We start from the raw sequence: 16,253 nt of genomic DNA, 5'->3' as shown, positions 1-16,253 counted from the left end.
GCCTAGAATCGTCGGTTCCCCACAACGCACTGCCAACGCCACATGCCCAAGGCTGCCCCCAAGGCTCCCGCCGAGCCCACCAGTTACGAATCCGCGCTGCAGGAGCTGGAGCAGCTCATCGCGCAGATCGAGTCGGGCCAGCTGCCTCTGGAGCAGATGCTGGCCGGCTACCAGCGCGCGGCGCAGCTGCTCGGCTACTGCCGTGGCCAGCTCGACGCGGTGCAGGAGCAGGTCAAGGTGCTAGACGAGGGGACCCTGGCCCCTTGGAGCCAGGATTGAAGATTGCCATGAGTGCCCTGATGACTTCCGCTTCCGATGTTTCCCAGGCGCCGGGCCTTGGCGCGCTGGATTTTCCCTGCTGGATGAACGACCGCCTGGCGCGCACCGAAAGCGCGCTGTCCCAATGGGTGGGCGTGGATGCGCCGGCCGGCCTGGGCGAAGCCATGCGATACGCCGTGCTCGATGGCGGCAAGCGCCTGCGCCCGCTGCTGGTCTGGGCTGCGGCCGAGGCCGTGGCCGGCCTGCCGTCGGCCGCCGTGCGTGCCGGCTGCGCCGTGGAACTGATCCATGCCTATTCGCTGGTGCACGACGACATGCCCTGCATGGACAACGACGTGCTGCGCCGTGGCAAGCCCACGGTCCATGTGCAGTTCGGCGAGGCCTCGGCCCTGCTGGCCGGCGATGCGCTGCAGGCACTGGCCTTCGAGCTGCTCGTGCCCGCGCCCGACGAGGCTGACGGCATGCCCGATGCGCTGCAGGCGCGGCTGTGCCGGCTGCTGGGCCGTGCCGCAGGCGCGCAGGGCATGGCCGGTGGCCAGGCCATCGACCTGGCCAGCGTGGGCCTGCAACTGAGCGAGGCCCAACTGCGCGAGATGCACCGCCTCAAGACCGGCGCCCTGCTGCATGCCAGCGTGCTCATGGGCGCAGCCTGCAAGGAGGGCGTGGATGCCCAGGCCTGGCAGGCGCTGTCCGACTACGGGCAGGCGCTGGGCGTGGCCTTCCAGGTGGTGGATGACATCCTCGACGTGGTGGCCGACTCGGCCACCCTGGGCAAGACGGCCGGCAAGGACGCGGCCAACGACAAGCCGACCTATGTCTCGCTGCTGGGCCTGGACCAGGCCCGCGCCCATGCCGACGAGCTGTGCGCCCTGGCGCACGCGGCGCTGGCGCGCAGCGGCCTGCCGGACACGCGGGCCCTGGCGGCACTGGCCGACATGGTCGTGAGCCGCACTCACTGACAATGAAGCACCCCCTGAGTCGCTTCGCGCCTTCCCCCTCTCTACCCGCTTCGCGGGGGAGGGGGACGACACCCTCGCTGCGGGGCGGCCCTTGCTCGGTGTCCCTTGGTGGGGGCGCGCTACTTGCAAGGGTGGCGTTCGATGCCACAGGCAACTGATACGAAAATATGGGCGATGGTCTTGCGGCCATCAAGATATCTAGCATGACCACGAACACCTACTCCCTGCTGCAGACCATCGACGATCCCGCGGATCTGAGGCGTCTGTCGCGTGCCGAACTCAAGACCCTGGCCCAGCAGCTGCGTGCCTATGTGCTCGACAGCGTCTCCAAGACCGGCGGGCATCTGAGTTCCAACCTGGGCACGGTGGAGCTGACGGTGGCGCTGCATGCGGTGTTCGACACGCCCTACGACCGCGTGGTCTGGGACGTGGGCCACCAGACCTATCCGCACAAGATCCTCACGGGCCGGCGCGAGCGCATGGCGTCGCTGCGCCAGTTCGGCGGCCTGTCGGGCTTTCCGCAGCGCGCCGAGAGCGAGTACGACACCTTCGGCACGGCCCACTCCTCCACCAGCATCTCGGCCGCCCTGGGCATGGCCCTGGCCGCCAAGCAAAAGGGCGAGGACCGCCGCGCCATCGCCGTCATCGGCGACGGCGCCATGACGGCCGGCATGGCCTTCGAGGCGCTGAACAACGCCGGCGTGACCGATGCCAACCTGCTGGTCATCCTCAACGACAACGACATGAGCATCAGCCCGCCCGTGGGCGCGCTCAACCGCTACCTGGCCCAGCTCATGAGCGGGCAGTTCTATGCCAAGGCGCGCGACATGGGCAAGAGCGTGCTCAAGCAGGTGCCGCCGCTGCTGGAGCTGGCCAAGCGGCTGGAGCAACAGGCCAAGGGCATGGTCGTGCCGGCCACGCTGTTCGAGAACTTCGGCTTCAACTACATCGGCCCCATCGACGGGCATGACCTGGACTCGCTGATCCCCACGCTGGAGAACATCAAGAGCCTCAAGGGCCCGCAGTTCCTGCATGTGGTCACGAAGAAGGGCCAGGGCTACAAGCTGGCCGAGGCCGACCCCGTGGCCTACCACGGCCCCGGCAAGTTCGACCCCAGCGTGGGCCTGGTCAAGCCGGCCACGCCCCCGAAGCAGACCTTCACCCAGGTCTTCGGCCAGTGGCTGTGCGACATGGCGGACAAGGACCAGCGCCTGGTGGGTATCACCCCCGCCATGCGCGAGGGCTCGGGCATGGTGGAATTCCACAAGCGCTTTCCGGGCCGCTACTACGACGTGGGCATTGCCGAGCAGCATGCCGTCACCTTCGCGGCCGGCATGGCCTGCGAGGGGCTCAAGCCCGTGGTCGCCATCTACTCGACCTTCCTGCAGCGCGCCTACGACCAGCTGATCCATGACGTGGCGCTGCAAAAGCTGCCCGTGGTCTTTGCGCTGGACCGTGCGGGCCTGGTCGGCGCCGACGGCGCCACGCATGCCGGTGCCTACGACATCGCCTTCGTGCGCTGCGTTCCCCACATGAGCATGGCCTGCCCGGCCGACGAGCGCGAATGCCGCCAACTGCTCACCACCGCCTACGAGCAGGACCATCCGGTGGCCGTGCGCTACCCGCGTGGGGCGGGCGTGGGCGTGGCCCCGCTGGAGAGCCTGCAGGGGCTGCCCTTCGGCAAGGGCGAGGTGCGCCGCGAATCGGCGGCGAAGAAGGTCGCCATCCTGGCCTTCGGTACCCTGCTGTATCCCGCGCTGACCGCAGCCGAGGCGCTGGACGCCACCGTGGTCAACATGCGCTGGGCCAAGCCGCTGGACGAGGAACTGCTGCGCCAGGTGGCCTCCACGCACGAGCTCATCGTCACCGTGGAAGAGGGCTGCATCATGGGTGGCGCAGGCAGCGCCGTGGCCGAGTCGCTGCAGGCTGCCGGCATTACGCGACAGCTGCTGCAGCTGGGCCTGCCCGACGAGTTCATCGAGCACGGCGATCCCGCCAGGCTGCTGGCCCTGCAGGGGCTGGACGCGGCCGGCATCGAGGCGTCGGTGCGCGCCCACCTGGCGCCCGAGCGCGCCGTGGCCTGAAGATGGGACGGGCCTGTGCCCCGCGATGGGGCGCATCGCGCATGCCGAGCAGGACTACGCGGGGGAAAACCCCGTCCGCGCTTGCTTTGCGGCGTTTTTAGAATCGATACCACCTGATACAGTGTGAATGCACGTGCGAACGTGCGTTTTTTTTGCCGCCGGGCCCCCAAGGCAGAAGCGGCCCCTCGGAGGGGCAGCGGACCTTGCGCAGCAAGGGGTGGTGGTGGCTTTTTCTGACTGACAACACATCGCGGAGAGACATTCATGGACCGTCGTTCGATCATCAAACATGCGGGAATCGCCGGCGTGCTGGCTGTGGGAGCCGCACCCGCAGTCCACGCCCAGGAGGCGGTCCGCTGGCGTTTGGCCGCGAGCTTTCCCAAGTCGCTGGACACCATCTTCGGCTCGGCCGAAATGTTCTCCAAGACGCTCAAGGCGATGTCGGGCGGCAAGTTCGAAGTCTCGGTGCATGCGGCCGGTGAGCTGATGCCCGCCTTCGGCGTGGTCGACGGCATCCAGAACGGCACCATCGAGATGGCGCTGACGGCGCCCTACTACTTCACCGGCAAGGACTACATCTTCGCCTTCGGCTGCGCCGTGCCCTTCGGCCTGACGGCGCGCCAGATGGATGCATGGATGGAGCACGGCGGCGGCCGCAAGCTCATGGACGAGTTCTATGCCCAGTACAACATCAAGAGCCAGAGCGCAGGCAACACGGGCACCCAGATGGGCGGCTGGTTCCGCAAGGAGATCAAGTCGGTGGCCGATCTCAAGGGGCTGAAGATGCGCCTGGGCGGCGGCCTGTTCGGCGACGCCATGCTCAAGCTCGGCGTGGTCGCGCAGAACATGCCCGTGGGCGAGGTCTACCAGGCGCTTGAAAAGGGCACGCTGGATGCCGTGGAATTCGTGGGTCCGTACGACGACCAGAAGCTGGGCTTCAACAAGGTCGCTCCCTACTACTACTACCCCGGCTGGTGGGAAGGCGGCGCCGAGCTGGAGTTCTTCATCAACACCAAGGCGTATGCGGCCCTGTCGCCCGAGTACAAGGCCATGGTCGATGCGGCCTGCAACGTGGCGGCACGCGACATGACGGCCAAGTACGACGCCAACAACCCCGTGGCGCTCAAGAAGCTGGTGGCCGACAAGACCCAGCTCAAGGCCTTCCCCAAGGACTTCATGGATGCCGGCTACAAGGCCGTCATGGAGATCATGGCCGAGCATGACGCCAAGTCGCCCATGTTCAAGAAGATCAACCAGAGCCTGCGCACCTTCCAGCGCGACCAGCTGCTGTGGGAGCGCTTCTCGGAGTTCCGCTACAACAGCTACATGACCACGGCCAAGCTGTAAGCAGGTCTGCAGCCAGCAGCACGCACAAGGACGGTCCATGCCTTCCACGCCTGCAGGCCAAGCCCGCGTCCCCTCTGCGAAATGCAGCGGGGACGGCGGGCTTTTTTGTTCCGATGATGTATGTGGGCCGAGCTGCCAAGAGCAGTCCGGCCTTTTTTGAATGCTCTCAAGCAGAGCGAATCAGGAGGAGACAGAGATGGACAGAAGAAAAGCACTCAAGCACGCCGGTCTGGCCGGCGTATTGACTGCCGCAGCGGCGCCAGCCGTTCATGCGCAGGCGGCGGTGCGCTGGCGCCTGGCGTCCAGCTTTCCGCGTTCGCTGGACACCATCTACGGCTCTGCCGAGGTGTTTTCCAAGGCGATCAAGGAAATGTCGGGCGGCAAGTTCGAGGTGTCGGTGCATGCGGCCGGCGAGCTGATGCCCGCCTTCGGCGTGGTCGATGGCGTGCAAAACGGCACGGTGGAGATCGCGCACACGGCGCCCTACTACTTCTTCGGCAAGAACGAGGCCTTTGCCATCGGCGGCGCCATTCCGTTCGGCATGAACTCGCGCCAGCTCACGGCCTGGAACGTGGACGGCAACGGCGGCAAGCTGATGCGCGAGTTCTATGCCGAATACGGCATCGTCAACTTCCTGGGCGGCAACACCGGCGCCCAGATGGGAGGCTGGTTCCGCAAGGAGGTCAAGACGACCGAGGACATCAAGGGCCTGAAGTTCCGCATCGGCGGCTTCGCGGGCCGGATCATCGAGCGCATGGGCGGCGTGCCCCAGAACATCCCGGGTGGCGAAATCTACCAGGCGCTGGAAAAGGGCACCATCGATGCGGCCGAATGGATCGGCCCCTATGACGACCTCAAGCTGGGCTTCAACAAGGTCGCGCCGTTCTACTACTACCCCGGCTGGTGGGAAGGCAGCCTGAACCTCGAGTTCTACGTGAACCAGAAGGCGCTGGCCGCGCTGACGCCCGAGCAGCGCGCCATGGTGCAGGCCGCCTCGCACGAGGCCCATGTGGTCACCCAGGCCCGCTATGACGCGCGCAATCCCGGCGCGCTCAAGCAACTGGTGGCCAGCAAGGCCAAGGTGCTGGCCTTCCCGCAGACCGTGCTCGATGCCTCCTACAAGACCACCATGGCGGTCTATGCGGAGCTGGCCGAGAAAAACCCTGCATGGAAGAAGATCTACAGCGACTACCGCAACTTCCAGCGCGACGAGGTGCTGTGGTTCCGCTTCGCCGAGGCGCGCTACGACGCCTTCATGTCGGCGCAGAAGCTGTGAAGTCGCGGCGCCCTCGGGCGTCATGCGCGAAAGAAAGCCGGGCACTGCCCGGCTTTTTTCATGCGCGCAGGGGACCGGCGCACGCCGGGGTCCGAACGAAAAAAGGCCCCGCGGTTGCGGGGCCTTTGCTGTCCTTGAGGGAGCCTGCGATCAGCTGCCGGACTTGCTCTCGCCCGGCGTGGCCGGCTGCTCGCGCTGCAGCTGGTCCTGCAGCGCCTTGAGCGCATCGTCCTCACCGCCCGCCGGGGCCGAGGGCTCGCCAGGGGTGCCCTCGGGTGCGGGGGGCTGGTTCGCGCCGTCGCCGTTGAACATGGGGTCGTTGAAGTCGATGGCCTCGGGCATGGATGCCTCCATCTCCTGGCGCACCTTGTCCAGGTCGTACTCCACCTTCTTGTCCAGCCCGCTGGAGACGATGCCGGGGAAGATGATGATCAGGGCCACCATGACCAGCTGGATCAGCAGGAAGGGGATGGCGCCCGCATAGATCTGCATGGTTGTCACGGGCTCGGTCATCTTCTTGGTGACCTTGTCCACGTAGGCCTTGGCCGGGGCCACGCTGCGCAGGAAGAACAGCGCGAAGCCGAAGGGCGGGTGCATGAACGAGGTCTGCATGTTCACGGCCAGCAGCACGCCGAACCAGACCAGGTCGATGCCCAGCTTGTCGGCCACGGGGGCCAGCAGCGGCACGACGATGAAGGACAGCTCGAAGAAGTCCAGGAAGAAGGCCAGCACGAAGATCATGATGTTGACCACGATCAGGAAGCCGATCTCGCCGCCGGGCAGGGACACCAGCAGCTCCTCCACCCACTTGGGGCCGTCCACGCCCTGGAAGGTCAGGCCGAACATGGTCGCGCCGATCAGGATGAACATCACGAAGCACGACAGCTTGGTGGTGGACATCAGCGCCTGCTTGAGCAGGTCCATGCTCAGGCGGCCGCGCACGAAGGCCATGACGGCCGCGCCCAGTGCGCCCATGGCGCCGCCTTCGGTGGGGGTTGCCACGCCCAGGAAGATGGTGCCCAGCACCAGGAAGATCAGCAGCAGCGGCGGGATCAGCACGAAGGTCACGCGCTCGGCCATGCGGCTGAGCAGGTGCAGGCCCGTGAGCTTGTTGAACATGGCGGCGATGAAGGCCAGGGCCACGCCGAAGCACATGGACACCACGATGGTCTCGTCCAGAGCGACCTTCTCCACCACATCGCCGGACCACCAGGTGTGCAGCTGGGGCATGTACTGGGCGACCACCATCGAGGCCGCCACGCACAGCACGGTCAGCACCAGGGTGGAGGGCAGGCCGGAGTTGCCATTGGGCTCGCGCAGCGTGCGCGCCTCGGGCGGCAGGGCGGGCACCATGGCGGGCTTGAAGATGGCCAGCACGACGATGAACAGCGCATAGAAGCCCGTCAGCATCAGGCCCGGCAGGAAGGCGCCCTTGTACATGTCGCCCACGCTGCGGCCCAGCTGGTCGGCCAGCACGATCAGCACCAGGGACGGCGGAATGATCTGCGCCAGCGTGCCCGAGGCCGCGATCACGCCCGAGGCGACCCGGCGGTCATAGCCGTAGCGCATCATGATGGGCAGGGAGATCAGGCCCATGGAGATCACCGATGCCGCGACCACGCCCGTGGTCGCGGCCAGCAGCGCGCCCACGAAGATCACCGCAAAGGCCACGCCGCCGCGCACGGGGCCGAAGAGCTGGCCCACGGTCTCCAGCAGGTCCTCGGCCATGCCGCTTCGCTCCAGTATCAGCCCCATGAGGGTGAAGAACGGTATGGCCAGCATCGTCTCGTTCTGCATGATGCCGAAGATGCGCAGCGGAAGGGCCTGCAGCAGGGCTTCGGGCAGCACGCCCAGTTCGATGCCGACAAAGGCGAAGAACAGTCCGCAGGCGCCCAGGCTGAATGCCACGGGAAATCCCACGAGCAGGAAAAGTATCAGCCCCGCGAACATGATCGGGGCCAGGTTGTGGATCACGAATTCCATGATGTCTGTTTCCCCGATCAGGCGCCTTGCCCGCTTTTGTCCTTGGCTCCTGCCAGCCCGCGCAGGGCTTCGGCCAGGTCTTGCTCTGCGGTCTTCTCGCCCTTCTTGGCCGTGGGATCGTCGATCAGGCCCTTCAGGAAGGCGATGCGCTTGATCAGCTCCGACATGCCCTGCAGCAGCAGCAGCCCGAAGCCCAGGGGAATCATCAGGTAGACGGGCCAGCGCACCAGGCCGCCTGCATTGCCCGACATCTCGCCGGTCTGGATGGCCTGGATCACGAACGGCGTGCCGAACCACAGGATGGCCAGCGCCATGGGGGTCAGGAAAAAGACGAAGCCGAAGATGTCGATCCAGATCTGCGTGCGCTTGGACAGGCGGCTGGCGATCACATCCACCTTCACGTGCTCGCCCTGCAGCAGCGTGTAGCCGGCGGCCAGCAGGAAGGAGGCGGCGAACAGGTACCACTGCACTTCGAGGTAGGCGTTCGAGCTGGTGTGCAACACCTTGCGCACGATGGCATTGATGCCGCTGATGACCGTCGAGGCCAGGATCAGCCAGATAAGGCATCGCCCGACCAGGCTGTTGAGCCAGTCGACCCCTCTTGAGAATTTGAGCAAAGCCTGCATGGTGTCTCCAAAAAGTAGGCTGTATTGGGTCCGTCGCCGTACGCCGGCCTGTAGGCCGGCGCGCAGCGCTCTTGTCGGCGCATGGACCAAAGCCGTCGATTCTACGGAGACCCGAACGCCGCAGGCGGCCTGCTCCCCCTAAAAGAAATCCGTGTGAACCCGAGGAAACGTCCCGTTCAGGTTGTCGCGCGGGGCCTGCGGGCGCCCAGTTTTCGGTACATCGTGGCCCGGCTGATGCCCAGCGCGCGGGCGGCCCGGGTCACATTGCCCTGGGCATCCTGCAGGGCCTGCTCGATCAGCACGCCCTCGCTGGCGCGCAGCGGGCTGGCCTGGGCGGCGGCAGCGAGTGCCGCCGTGCCCAGCGCAGGCAGCAACTGGCGCAGCTGGGGCCCGGGCTGCACCAGTGCCTGCAGCCGCAGGCCCGACCACAGCGGCAGGCGCAGCGGTTCGTTGGGGCGCTGGCGCGCATGCTCCACCAGCGCCGTCCAGGGCATGGCCAGCAGTTCGCTGCAGTGCAGCGGCTGGCCCGGCTGCGCCAGCGGCTGGGGCACCAGCTGGCGCGCCAGGGTATTGCTGCCCGCCACATGCCCTTCGGCGTCCACGGCCAGCAGGCCTTCGCCCTCCTGACCCAGAGGCCCGCCGGGCCAGTTCAGGTGCAGCAGCAGCGCGTGGGGCAGGGCGCGCAGCAGCCGGTCCTCGATGGCGCGGGCGCAGCGCAGCGCCAGGTGCATCAGCTCGGGCCGCTCGGGCACGTCCACGCCCGTGATGTCCAGCATGCCCAGGCAGCGGCCGTCCGGGGCGTACAGCGGTGCGCCCGCGCAGCTGTAGTGGCGGTTGGCCTCGAAGAAATGCTCGGCCCGGTGCAGCCAGACGGGGCCGTGCTCGGCCAGGGCCGCACCGATGGCGGTGGTGCCCACGCCCTGCTCGGACAGGTCCACGCCCACACGGGCGATGGCCTGCACGCGGATGTCGCTGCGGTCCAGCGGCCCCTGCACGTCCAGCACGGTGCCGTGCGCATCGGTCAGCAGGCTGAAGTAGCGCATGGCGCCCACGGCGCCCACCAGCTGGGTCATCACGGGGTGCGCCGCCTGCAGCAGCGCCTCGTGGCCGTCACGTGCCTGGCGCAGCGCATGCGGCCCCAGCGCTTCGTAGACCACGCGCTCGCCCGGGCGGCGGCCTGCCGCCAGGCAGCGCTGCCAGGAGCGCCACAGCCAGGGCGCGATGCCGGCAGGGGGGGCGGGCAGAGTGGCAGGCGGCATGCCGGCCAGCGCCTGCTCGCCGAAGGCCAGGCTGCGGGCCCGGGCGATCTGCGCGTGGCGCGGATCGGCGGGGCAGGGCTGCGCGGCGTCGGGGCTCAGGGCGAACATGGGGCGGGGACTCCTGTGGCTGGCTGGCAAGGGATTGCGAACGGGCTGGCAGGCGGGCACGGTCGAAGCCGGGGGCGCAGGCGCAAGCGGTGCGGGCTGCGGCTGCGGTGACGACTGTGTCATTTTGAGAATATCCGCGCCGCCCGGCGCGGGCTTGCGGGTCAACCCTAGAACGGGCGCCTGCGGGCAGGGCGACCATGGCAGGCGAGGTTTCCGGCGTTCCCCCACGTTCCAGATCACCGCCGAACACAGGCAGGAGACAGCACGATGAATGTCCAGCTCACCGTCAACGGGCGCGCGCAGCGCATCGACGTTCCACCCAACACCTTGCTCGTGCATGCGCTGCGAGAGCACCTGCGCCTGACCGGCACGCATGTGGGCTGCGACACCAGCCAGTGCGGGGCCTGTACCGTCATCGTCGACGGCCACGCCGTCAAGTCCTGCGCCATGCTGGCCGTGCAGGCCGAGGGCTGCGAGGTGCGCACCATCGAAGGGCTGGCGGATATCGACGGCGGCCTGCATCCCATGCAGGCGGCCTTCAAGGAGTGCCACGGCCTGCAATGCGGCTTTTGCACGCCGGGCATGGTCATGAGCGCCGTGGACCTGTGCCAGCGCCAGCCGTGCGCGGGCGATCGCGAGATCCGCGAGGCGCTGGAGGGCAACCTGTGCCGCTGCACGGGCTACCAGAACATCGTGGCCGCCGTGAAAAAGGGCAGCCAGGCCATGGCAGGGCCTGCGGCCTGAGCGCCGCAGGTCACCACAAGGAGACAGCCATGGGTGCATCCGACTTTTCCAAGCTCCCCCACATCGGCGAGCCCGTCAAGCGCAAGGAGGACTACCGCTTCCTCACGGGCGCGGGCCAGTACACCGACGACATCGCGCTGGCCGCCCAGGCCCATGCGGTGTTCGTGCGCTCGCCGCACGCGCATGCGCGTGTGCGCTCCGTGTCCACCGACGCGGCCAGGGCCGCGCCCGGCGTCATCGGCGTGCTCACGGGCGCCGACGTGGCGGCCGACAAGATCAACGGCCTGCCCTGCGGCTGGCTGATCACCAGCACCAACGGCGAGCCCATGAAGGAGCCGCCGCATCCCATCCTGGCGCTGGACACCGTGCGCTACGTGGGCGACCAGGTCGCCATGGTCGTGGCCGAGACGCTGGAGCAGGCGCGCGACGCGGCCGAGCTGGTGGAGGTGGACTACGACCCGCTGCCCGCCGTGGTGCTGGTGGCCGACGCGGCGGCCGGCAGCGTGCCCGGCGCGGTGGTGCACGACATCGCCCCCGACAACCACTGCTACAAATGGGCCATCGGCGACAAGGCCGCCGTGGATGCCGTGTTCGCCGGTGCCGCCCACATCGCCCAGCTGGACCTGGTCAACAACCGCCTGGTTCCCAACGCCATGGAGCCGCGCGCGGCCATCGGCAGCTACAGCCGCGCCAATGACGAGTACACGCTGTACGTGGCCAACCAGAACCCGCACGTCGAGCGGCTGCTGATGACGGCCTTCGTCATGGGCCTGCCCGAGCACAAGGTGCGCGTGATCGCGCCCGACGTGGGCGGCGGCTTCGGCTCCAAGATCTTCCTGTATGCCGAGGATGTCTGCCTGACCTGGGGTGCGCGAAAGCTCAACCGCAACATCAAGTGGACGGCCGACCGCAGCGAGTCCTTCCTCACCGACGCCCATGGCCGCGACCACGTCAGCCATGCCGAGATGGCCATGGACGCCAGCGGCAAGTTCCTGGCCATGCGCGTGCACACGGATGCCAACCTGGGCGCCTACCTGAGCACCTTCGCCAGCGCCGTGCCCACCATCCTCTATGCCACCTTGCTGGCCGGCCAGTACGCCACGCCCCAGGTCTATGTGGAGGTCGATGCCTGGTTCACCCACACCGCGCCCGTCGATGCCTACCGGGGCGCGGGCCGGCCCGAGGCCACCTACCTGCTGGAGCGCCTGGTCAGCCGCTGCGCCTGGCAGCTGAACCTGTCCCAGGCCGAGATACGGCGGCGCAACTTCGTCACCAGCTTCCCCTACCAGACGCCCGTGGCCCTGCAGTACGACGTGGGCGACTACGGCGCCTGCATGGACAAGGCCGAGGCCCTGGCCGACGTGGCCGGCTTTGCCGCGCGCCGTGCCGACAGCGAGGCGCGGGGCCTCAGGCGCGGCCTGGGCTACAGCAGCTACATCGAGGCCTGCGGCCTGGCGCCCAGCAACATCGCAGGCGCCCTGGGCGCGCGGGCCGGCCTCTTCGAATGCGGCGAGGTGCGCGTGCACCCCACGGGCAGCGTCACCGTGTTCACGGGCTCGCACAGCCATGGCCAGGGGCACGAGACCACCTTCGCCCAGGTGGTGGCCGCGCGCCTGGGAATACCCGTGGAGAACGTGGACATCGTCCACGGCGACACGGGCCGTGTGCCGTTCGGCATGGGCACCTATGGCTCGCGCTCCATCAGCGTGGGCGGCGCGGCCATCATGAAGGCACTGGACAAGATCGAGGCCAAGGCCAAGAAGATCGCGGCCCACCTGATGGAGGCCAGCGACGCCGACATCGACTTCGCAGGCGGCGAGTTCACGGTGCGCGGCACCGACAAGAAAATCCCCTTCGCCCAGATCGCGCTCACCGCCTATGTGCCGCACAACTACCCGCTGGACAAGCTGGAGCCCGGCCTCAACGAAACCGCCTTCTACGACCCCACCAACTTCACCTTTCCCGCAGGCACGTACATCTGCGAGGTCGAGGTGGACCCGGCCACGGGCGTGGTGCGCGTGGACCGCTTCAGCGCCGTGGACGACTTCGGCACCATCATCAATCCCATGATCGTCGAGGGCCAGGTGCACGGCGGCGTGGCCCAGGGCATAGGCCAGGCGCTGCTGGAAAACTGCGTCTACGACCGCGAGACCGGCCAGCTGCTCACCGGCAGCTTCATGGACTACGCCATGCCGCGCGCCGACGATTTCCCCGAATTCAAGCTCGGCACCGTCTGCACGCCCTGCACGCACAACCCGCTGGGCACCAAGGGCTGCGGCGAGGCGGGGGCCATAGGCTCGCCGCCCGCCGTCATCAATGCCGTGCTTGACGCACTGCATCCCCTGGGTGTCAGGGACCTGGACATGCCGGCCAGCCCGCACCGTGTCTGGTCGGCCATCGACGCCGCAGCCACCTCCTGAGGAGAGCGCCATGTACGCATTCACCTATGAAGCCCCTGGCACCACGGCCGACGCCGCTGCCCTGGCCGCCCAGGGCGGCCAGTACCTGGCCGGCGGGCAAAGCCTGCTGCCATCGATGCGCTTGCGCCTGGCGCGGCCCGAACAGATCGTGGACCTGAACCGCGTCCAGGGCCTGGCCGGCGTCGCCGTCAACGGCCAGACCGTGGAAATCCGCGCCATGACACGCCACGCCGACGTGGCCGCCAACCCGCAGGTCCAGGCCGCCATCCCGGCCCTGGCCGAGCTGGCCGGCGGCATCGGCGACCGCCAGGTGCGTGCGCGCGGCACCATCGGCGGCTCGCTGGCCAACAACGACCCCGCTGCCTGCTACCCCAGCGCCGTGCTGGGCCTGGGTGCCACCGTCGTCACCGACCGGCGCGAGATCGCGGCCGACGACTTCTTCCAGGGCATGTACACCACGGCGCTGGGCAGCGGCGAGCTGATCACGGCCGTGCGCTTTCCGGTCCCGAGGAAGGCCGCCTACCTCAAGTTCAAGCAGCCCGCCTCGCGCTTCGCCCTGGTGGGCGTCTTCGTCGCCCAGACCGACAGCGGCGTGCGCGTGGCCATCACGGGCGCCGGGCTCAGCGTGTTCCGCCATGCGGGGCTGGAGGCCGCGCTCAACCAGAGCTTCACGCCCGACGCGGCCGCCCAGGTGCTGATCGACCATGCCGACCTCAACAGCGACCTGCATGCCAGCGCGCGCTACCGGGCGCAGTTGATCAGCGTGCAGACGCAGCGTGCGGTATCGCAGATGCTGGGGTGACTATGGTGACCCCCTGAGTCGCTTCGCGCCTTCCCCCTTGAAGGGGGACGACACCCTCGGTGCGGGGCGGCCCTTCCTCGGTGTCCCTGAGTTGGATTGCGCCAGTTTTGCGCAGCGCAGACGAAGCGCAGTTCCATGACGATTGGATAAGGACTGAATGAAGGTTCCCGAGCAAGCCATTGCCTCCATAGACGCCCTGGTCGCCGCGCTGCAGGCCGAAGGCTATTTCGCCGACCGGCGCCTGGCCACGGCCGTCTTCCTGGCCCTGCGGCTGCAGCGGCCGCTGCTGCTGGAGGGCGAGCCCGGCGTGGGCAAGACCGCGCTGGCCCAGGCGCTGGCACGCGTGCTGGAGCGCCGCCTGATCCGGCTGCAGTGCTATGACGGCATGGAGCAGCGCGAGGCGCTGTATGAATGGAACTACGCGGCCCAGCTGCTGCACCTGCGCGCGGCCGAGCTGGCCTCGGCGCAGCCCGCGGCCGCACCGCAGCAGGACCGACTGCAGCGCGCCGAGCAGGAGGTCTACCAGGAGCGCTACCTGGTAAGCCGCCCGCTGCTGCAGGCCCTGCAGCAGCCCGAGCCCGGCGCCGTGCTGCTGATCGACGAGATCGACCGCGCCGACGAGCCCTTCGAGGCCTTCCTGCTCGAATACCTGGGCGAGTACCAGGTCAGCATCCCCGAGCTGGGCACGGTGGCGGCACGCGTGCCGCCCGTGACCGTGCTCACCAGCAACCGCACGCGCGACCTGCACGATGCCGTCAAGCGCCGCTGCCTCTACCACTGGCTGGACTATCCCGGGCGCGAGCGCGAGCTGGCCATCGTGCGCGCCCTGGTGCCTGGGGCCGGGCAGGCCCTGACGGCCCAGGTGGCGAGCTTCGTGGGGCGGCTGCGCAGCCAGCCCTTTTCCGACGCCTTCCAGCGCGTGCCCGGCATTGCCGAAAGCGTGGAATGGGCCAAGGCCCTGGTGGCGCTGGACACCCTGGTGGTCGATCCCGAAGTCGTGCACGACACGGCCGGCATCCTCTTCAAGCAGCGCGAGGACGTGGCCGCGCTCACGCCCGAGCGGCTGCAGCAACTGCTGGCGCCGGAGCCCGCGCCGTGACGGCTGGGGCAGCCGGTGCCGCCGGTGCCGCCGATGGGGGCGAGCGCACCAGCTGGCTGGGCGATGCGCGCAGCGGCAAGCTCGCTGGCAACCTGGTCGGCTTTGCGCGTGCGCTGCGCCGCGCGGGCGTGCCCGTGGATGGCGGGCGCATGGCGCTGGCCCAGCAGGCCCTGTCCCTGGTCGGCCTGGCGCGCGAGGACATGGCCGCCGCGCTGGAGGCCGTATTTGTGAGCAACGCCCAGGACCGCGCCGTGTTCCGCGAACTGTTCGACGCCTACTTCCGCAATCCCGACGTGGCCCGGCAACTGCTGGCCCAGTTGCTGCCGCAGGCGCCCCGGCCGTCCGCGCCGCGCCACCGCCCGCGCGTGCAGGAAGCGCTGTCGCCTCGCCAGGCAGGCGAGGGCTGGGCCGCCGTCGATGAAGAACTGAAGCTGGACGCCGCCATGACGGCCAGCGAGCGCCACCGCCTGCGCCATGCCGACTTCAACCAGCTCAGCGCCAGCGAATACCTGCTGGTGCAGCGCCTGGCCAGGGACATTGCCCTTCCCTTGCCCCGCTACAGCAGCCGCCGCACGCGCACCGGCCAGCGCGGCGCGGTGCCCGACTGGGCTGCCAGCCTGCGCGCGGCATCGCACCACGGCGGCGAAATGCTGCAGCTGCTGCGGCGCGAACGGCGGCGCCTGCCGCTGCCCTGGCTGGCCCTGGTCGATGTCTCGGGCTCCATGGAGCGCTATGCGCGGCTGCTGCTGGCCTTCCTGCACGCGGCCACCAGCACGCAGCGCCATGCGGGCCTGCGCCGCCAGGTCTACAGCTTCGGCACCGAGCTGCGCGACCTGGGCCCGGCCTTTGCCCAGGCCGACACCGACGCCATGCTCGAGCGCGCCAACGCCGCCATTGCCGACTTTGGCGGCGGCACCCGCCTGGGCAGCAGCCTGGGCGAACTGCGCCGCCTGCATGCGCGCCACCAGGTTTCAGGCCTGGTGGGCCGGCGCACCCTGGTGCTCATCATCAGCGACGGCCTGGACACCGGCGATGCCGCCGAGCTGGACCGCGAACTGGCCTGGCTGCGCCGCCACAGCGCGCGGCTGCTGTGGCTCAACCCGCTGCTGCGCTTTGACGGGTATGCCCCACTGGCCCAGGGGGCGGCCGTGCTGCATCGTCATGCCCATGCCATGCTTGCGGTACACAACCTGGAATCGCTGCAGCAACTGGCCGGTCACCTGGCGCGGCTGCTGGCGGCGCCAGGCCGCTGAGCCGCTTGCGGCCA

General features: G+C 68.6%; 13 protein-coding genes. 10 read left to right on the top strand and 3 right to left on the bottom strand.

Annotated elements, in window-relative coordinates; translation table 11 throughout:
• Positions 1 to 42: 42 nt before the first annotated feature.
• The 5 genes from xseB to ACF8O7_RS08515 all read left to right on the top strand — a co-directional run bounded on the left by xseB (position 43) and on the right by ACF8O7_RS08515 (position 5,945).
• On the top strand, positions 43 to 279 hold the full coding sequence (gene xseB, locus ACF8O7_RS08535; RefSeq protein ID WP_016448932.1) for an exodeoxyribonuclease VII small subunit: 237 nt from the start codon (positions 43 to 45) through the stop codon (positions 277 to 279).
• A gap of 8 nt (positions 280 to 287) precedes the next feature.
• Complete coding sequence (locus ACF8O7_RS08530) at positions 288 to 1,238, top strand: polyprenyl synthetase family protein (RefSeq protein WP_016452491.1); 951 nt, start codon at positions 288 to 290, stop codon at positions 1,236 to 1,238.
• Between the two features lie 203 nt (positions 1,239 to 1,441).
• Positions 1,442 to 3,322 (top strand): 1-deoxy-D-xylulose-5-phosphate synthase, encoded by a 1,881-nt coding sequence (dxs, locus tag ACF8O7_RS08525; protein ID WP_017405740.1) that lies wholly within the window; start codon positions 1,442 to 1,444, stop codon positions 3,320 to 3,322.
• 264 nt (positions 3,323 to 3,586) lie between these two features.
• Positions 3,587 to 4,669 (top strand): TRAP transporter substrate-binding protein, encoded by a 1,083-nt coding sequence (locus tag ACF8O7_RS08520; protein ID WP_016452489.1) that lies wholly within the window; start codon positions 3,587 to 3,589, stop codon positions 4,667 to 4,669.
• Positions 4,670 to 4,865: 196 nt separating this feature from the next.
• Positions 4,866 to 5,945 carry a TRAP transporter substrate-binding protein gene (locus ACF8O7_RS08515; protein ID WP_016448928.1) on the top strand — a complete coding sequence of 360 codons (1,080 nt, stop codon included), beginning with the start codon at positions 4,866 to 4,868 and terminating at the stop codon, positions 5,943 to 5,945.
• Positions 5,946 to 6,095: 150 nt separating this feature from the next.
• On the opposite strand, the gene ACF8O7_RS08510 is transcribed toward ACF8O7_RS08515, so the two are convergent.
• From ACF8O7_RS08510 to ACF8O7_RS08500, 3 genes are all read right to left on the bottom strand, one after another.
• Positions 6,096 to 7,928 (bottom strand): TRAP transporter large permease subunit, encoded by a 1,833-nt coding sequence (locus ACF8O7_RS08510; protein WP_016448927.1) that lies wholly within the window; start codon positions 7,926 to 7,928, stop codon positions 6,096 to 6,098.
• Between the two features lie 17 nt (positions 7,929 to 7,945).
• Positions 7,946 to 8,554 carry a TRAP transporter small permease subunit gene (locus ACF8O7_RS08505; RefSeq protein WP_016448926.1) on the bottom strand — a complete coding sequence of 203 codons (609 nt, stop codon included), beginning with the start codon at positions 8,552 to 8,554 and terminating at the stop codon, positions 7,946 to 7,948.
• Positions 8,555 to 8,730: 176 nt separating this feature from the next.
• Positions 8,731 to 9,921, bottom strand: a complete 1,191-nt coding sequence (locus ACF8O7_RS08500; RefSeq protein WP_016448925.1) for a helix-turn-helix domain-containing protein — start codon at positions 9,919 to 9,921, stop codon at positions 8,731 to 8,733.
• A 267-nt stretch (positions 9,922 to 10,188) separates the two neighbouring features.
• On the opposite strand from ACF8O7_RS08500, the gene ACF8O7_RS08495 reads away from it, so the two are divergent.
• The 5 genes from ACF8O7_RS08495 to ACF8O7_RS08475 all read left to right on the top strand — a co-directional run bounded on the left by ACF8O7_RS08495 (position 10,189) and on the right by ACF8O7_RS08475 (position 16,239).
• Positions 10,189 to 10,665, top strand: a complete 477-nt coding sequence (locus ACF8O7_RS08495; protein WP_013803615.1) for a (2Fe-2S)-binding protein — start codon at positions 10,189 to 10,191, stop codon at positions 10,663 to 10,665.
• 29 nt (positions 10,666 to 10,694) lie between these two features.
• On the top strand, positions 10,695 to 13,085 hold the full coding sequence (locus ACF8O7_RS08490; RefSeq protein WP_046988109.1) for a xanthine dehydrogenase family protein molybdopterin-binding subunit: 2,391 nt from the start codon (positions 10,695 to 10,697) through the stop codon (positions 13,083 to 13,085).
• A 10-nt stretch (positions 13,086 to 13,095) separates the two neighbouring features.
• Positions 13,096 to 13,887 carry an FAD binding domain-containing protein gene (locus ACF8O7_RS08485; protein ID WP_392443117.1) on the top strand — a complete coding sequence of 264 codons (792 nt, stop codon included), beginning with the start codon at positions 13,096 to 13,098 and terminating at the stop codon, positions 13,885 to 13,887.
• 157 nt (positions 13,888 to 14,044) lie between these two features.
• The gene (locus ACF8O7_RS08480) at positions 14,045 to 14,986 is read left to right on the top strand and encodes a MoxR family ATPase (RefSeq protein ID WP_043790495.1); all 942 of its coding nucleotides are present in this window, start codon (positions 14,045 to 14,047) and stop codon (positions 14,984 to 14,986) included.
• Complete coding sequence (locus ACF8O7_RS08475; RefSeq protein WP_392443115.1) at positions 14,983 to 16,239, top strand: VWA domain-containing protein; 1,257 nt, start codon at positions 14,983 to 14,985, stop codon at positions 16,237 to 16,239. The genes ACF8O7_RS08480 and ACF8O7_RS08475 overlap by 4 nt, the downstream gene beginning before the upstream one ends.
• Positions 16,240 to 16,253 lie beyond the last annotated feature (14 nt).

Origin of the sequence: Delftia sp. WSY_16 (assembly GCF_043104415.1) — a bacterium.
GTDB lineage: Bacteria > Pseudomonadota > Gammaproteobacteria > Burkholderiales > Burkholderiaceae_C > Comamonas > Comamonas tsuruhatensis.
Note: the sequence above shows the minus strand (reverse complement) of the source record. Positions and strands in the feature narration are given on the sequence as shown.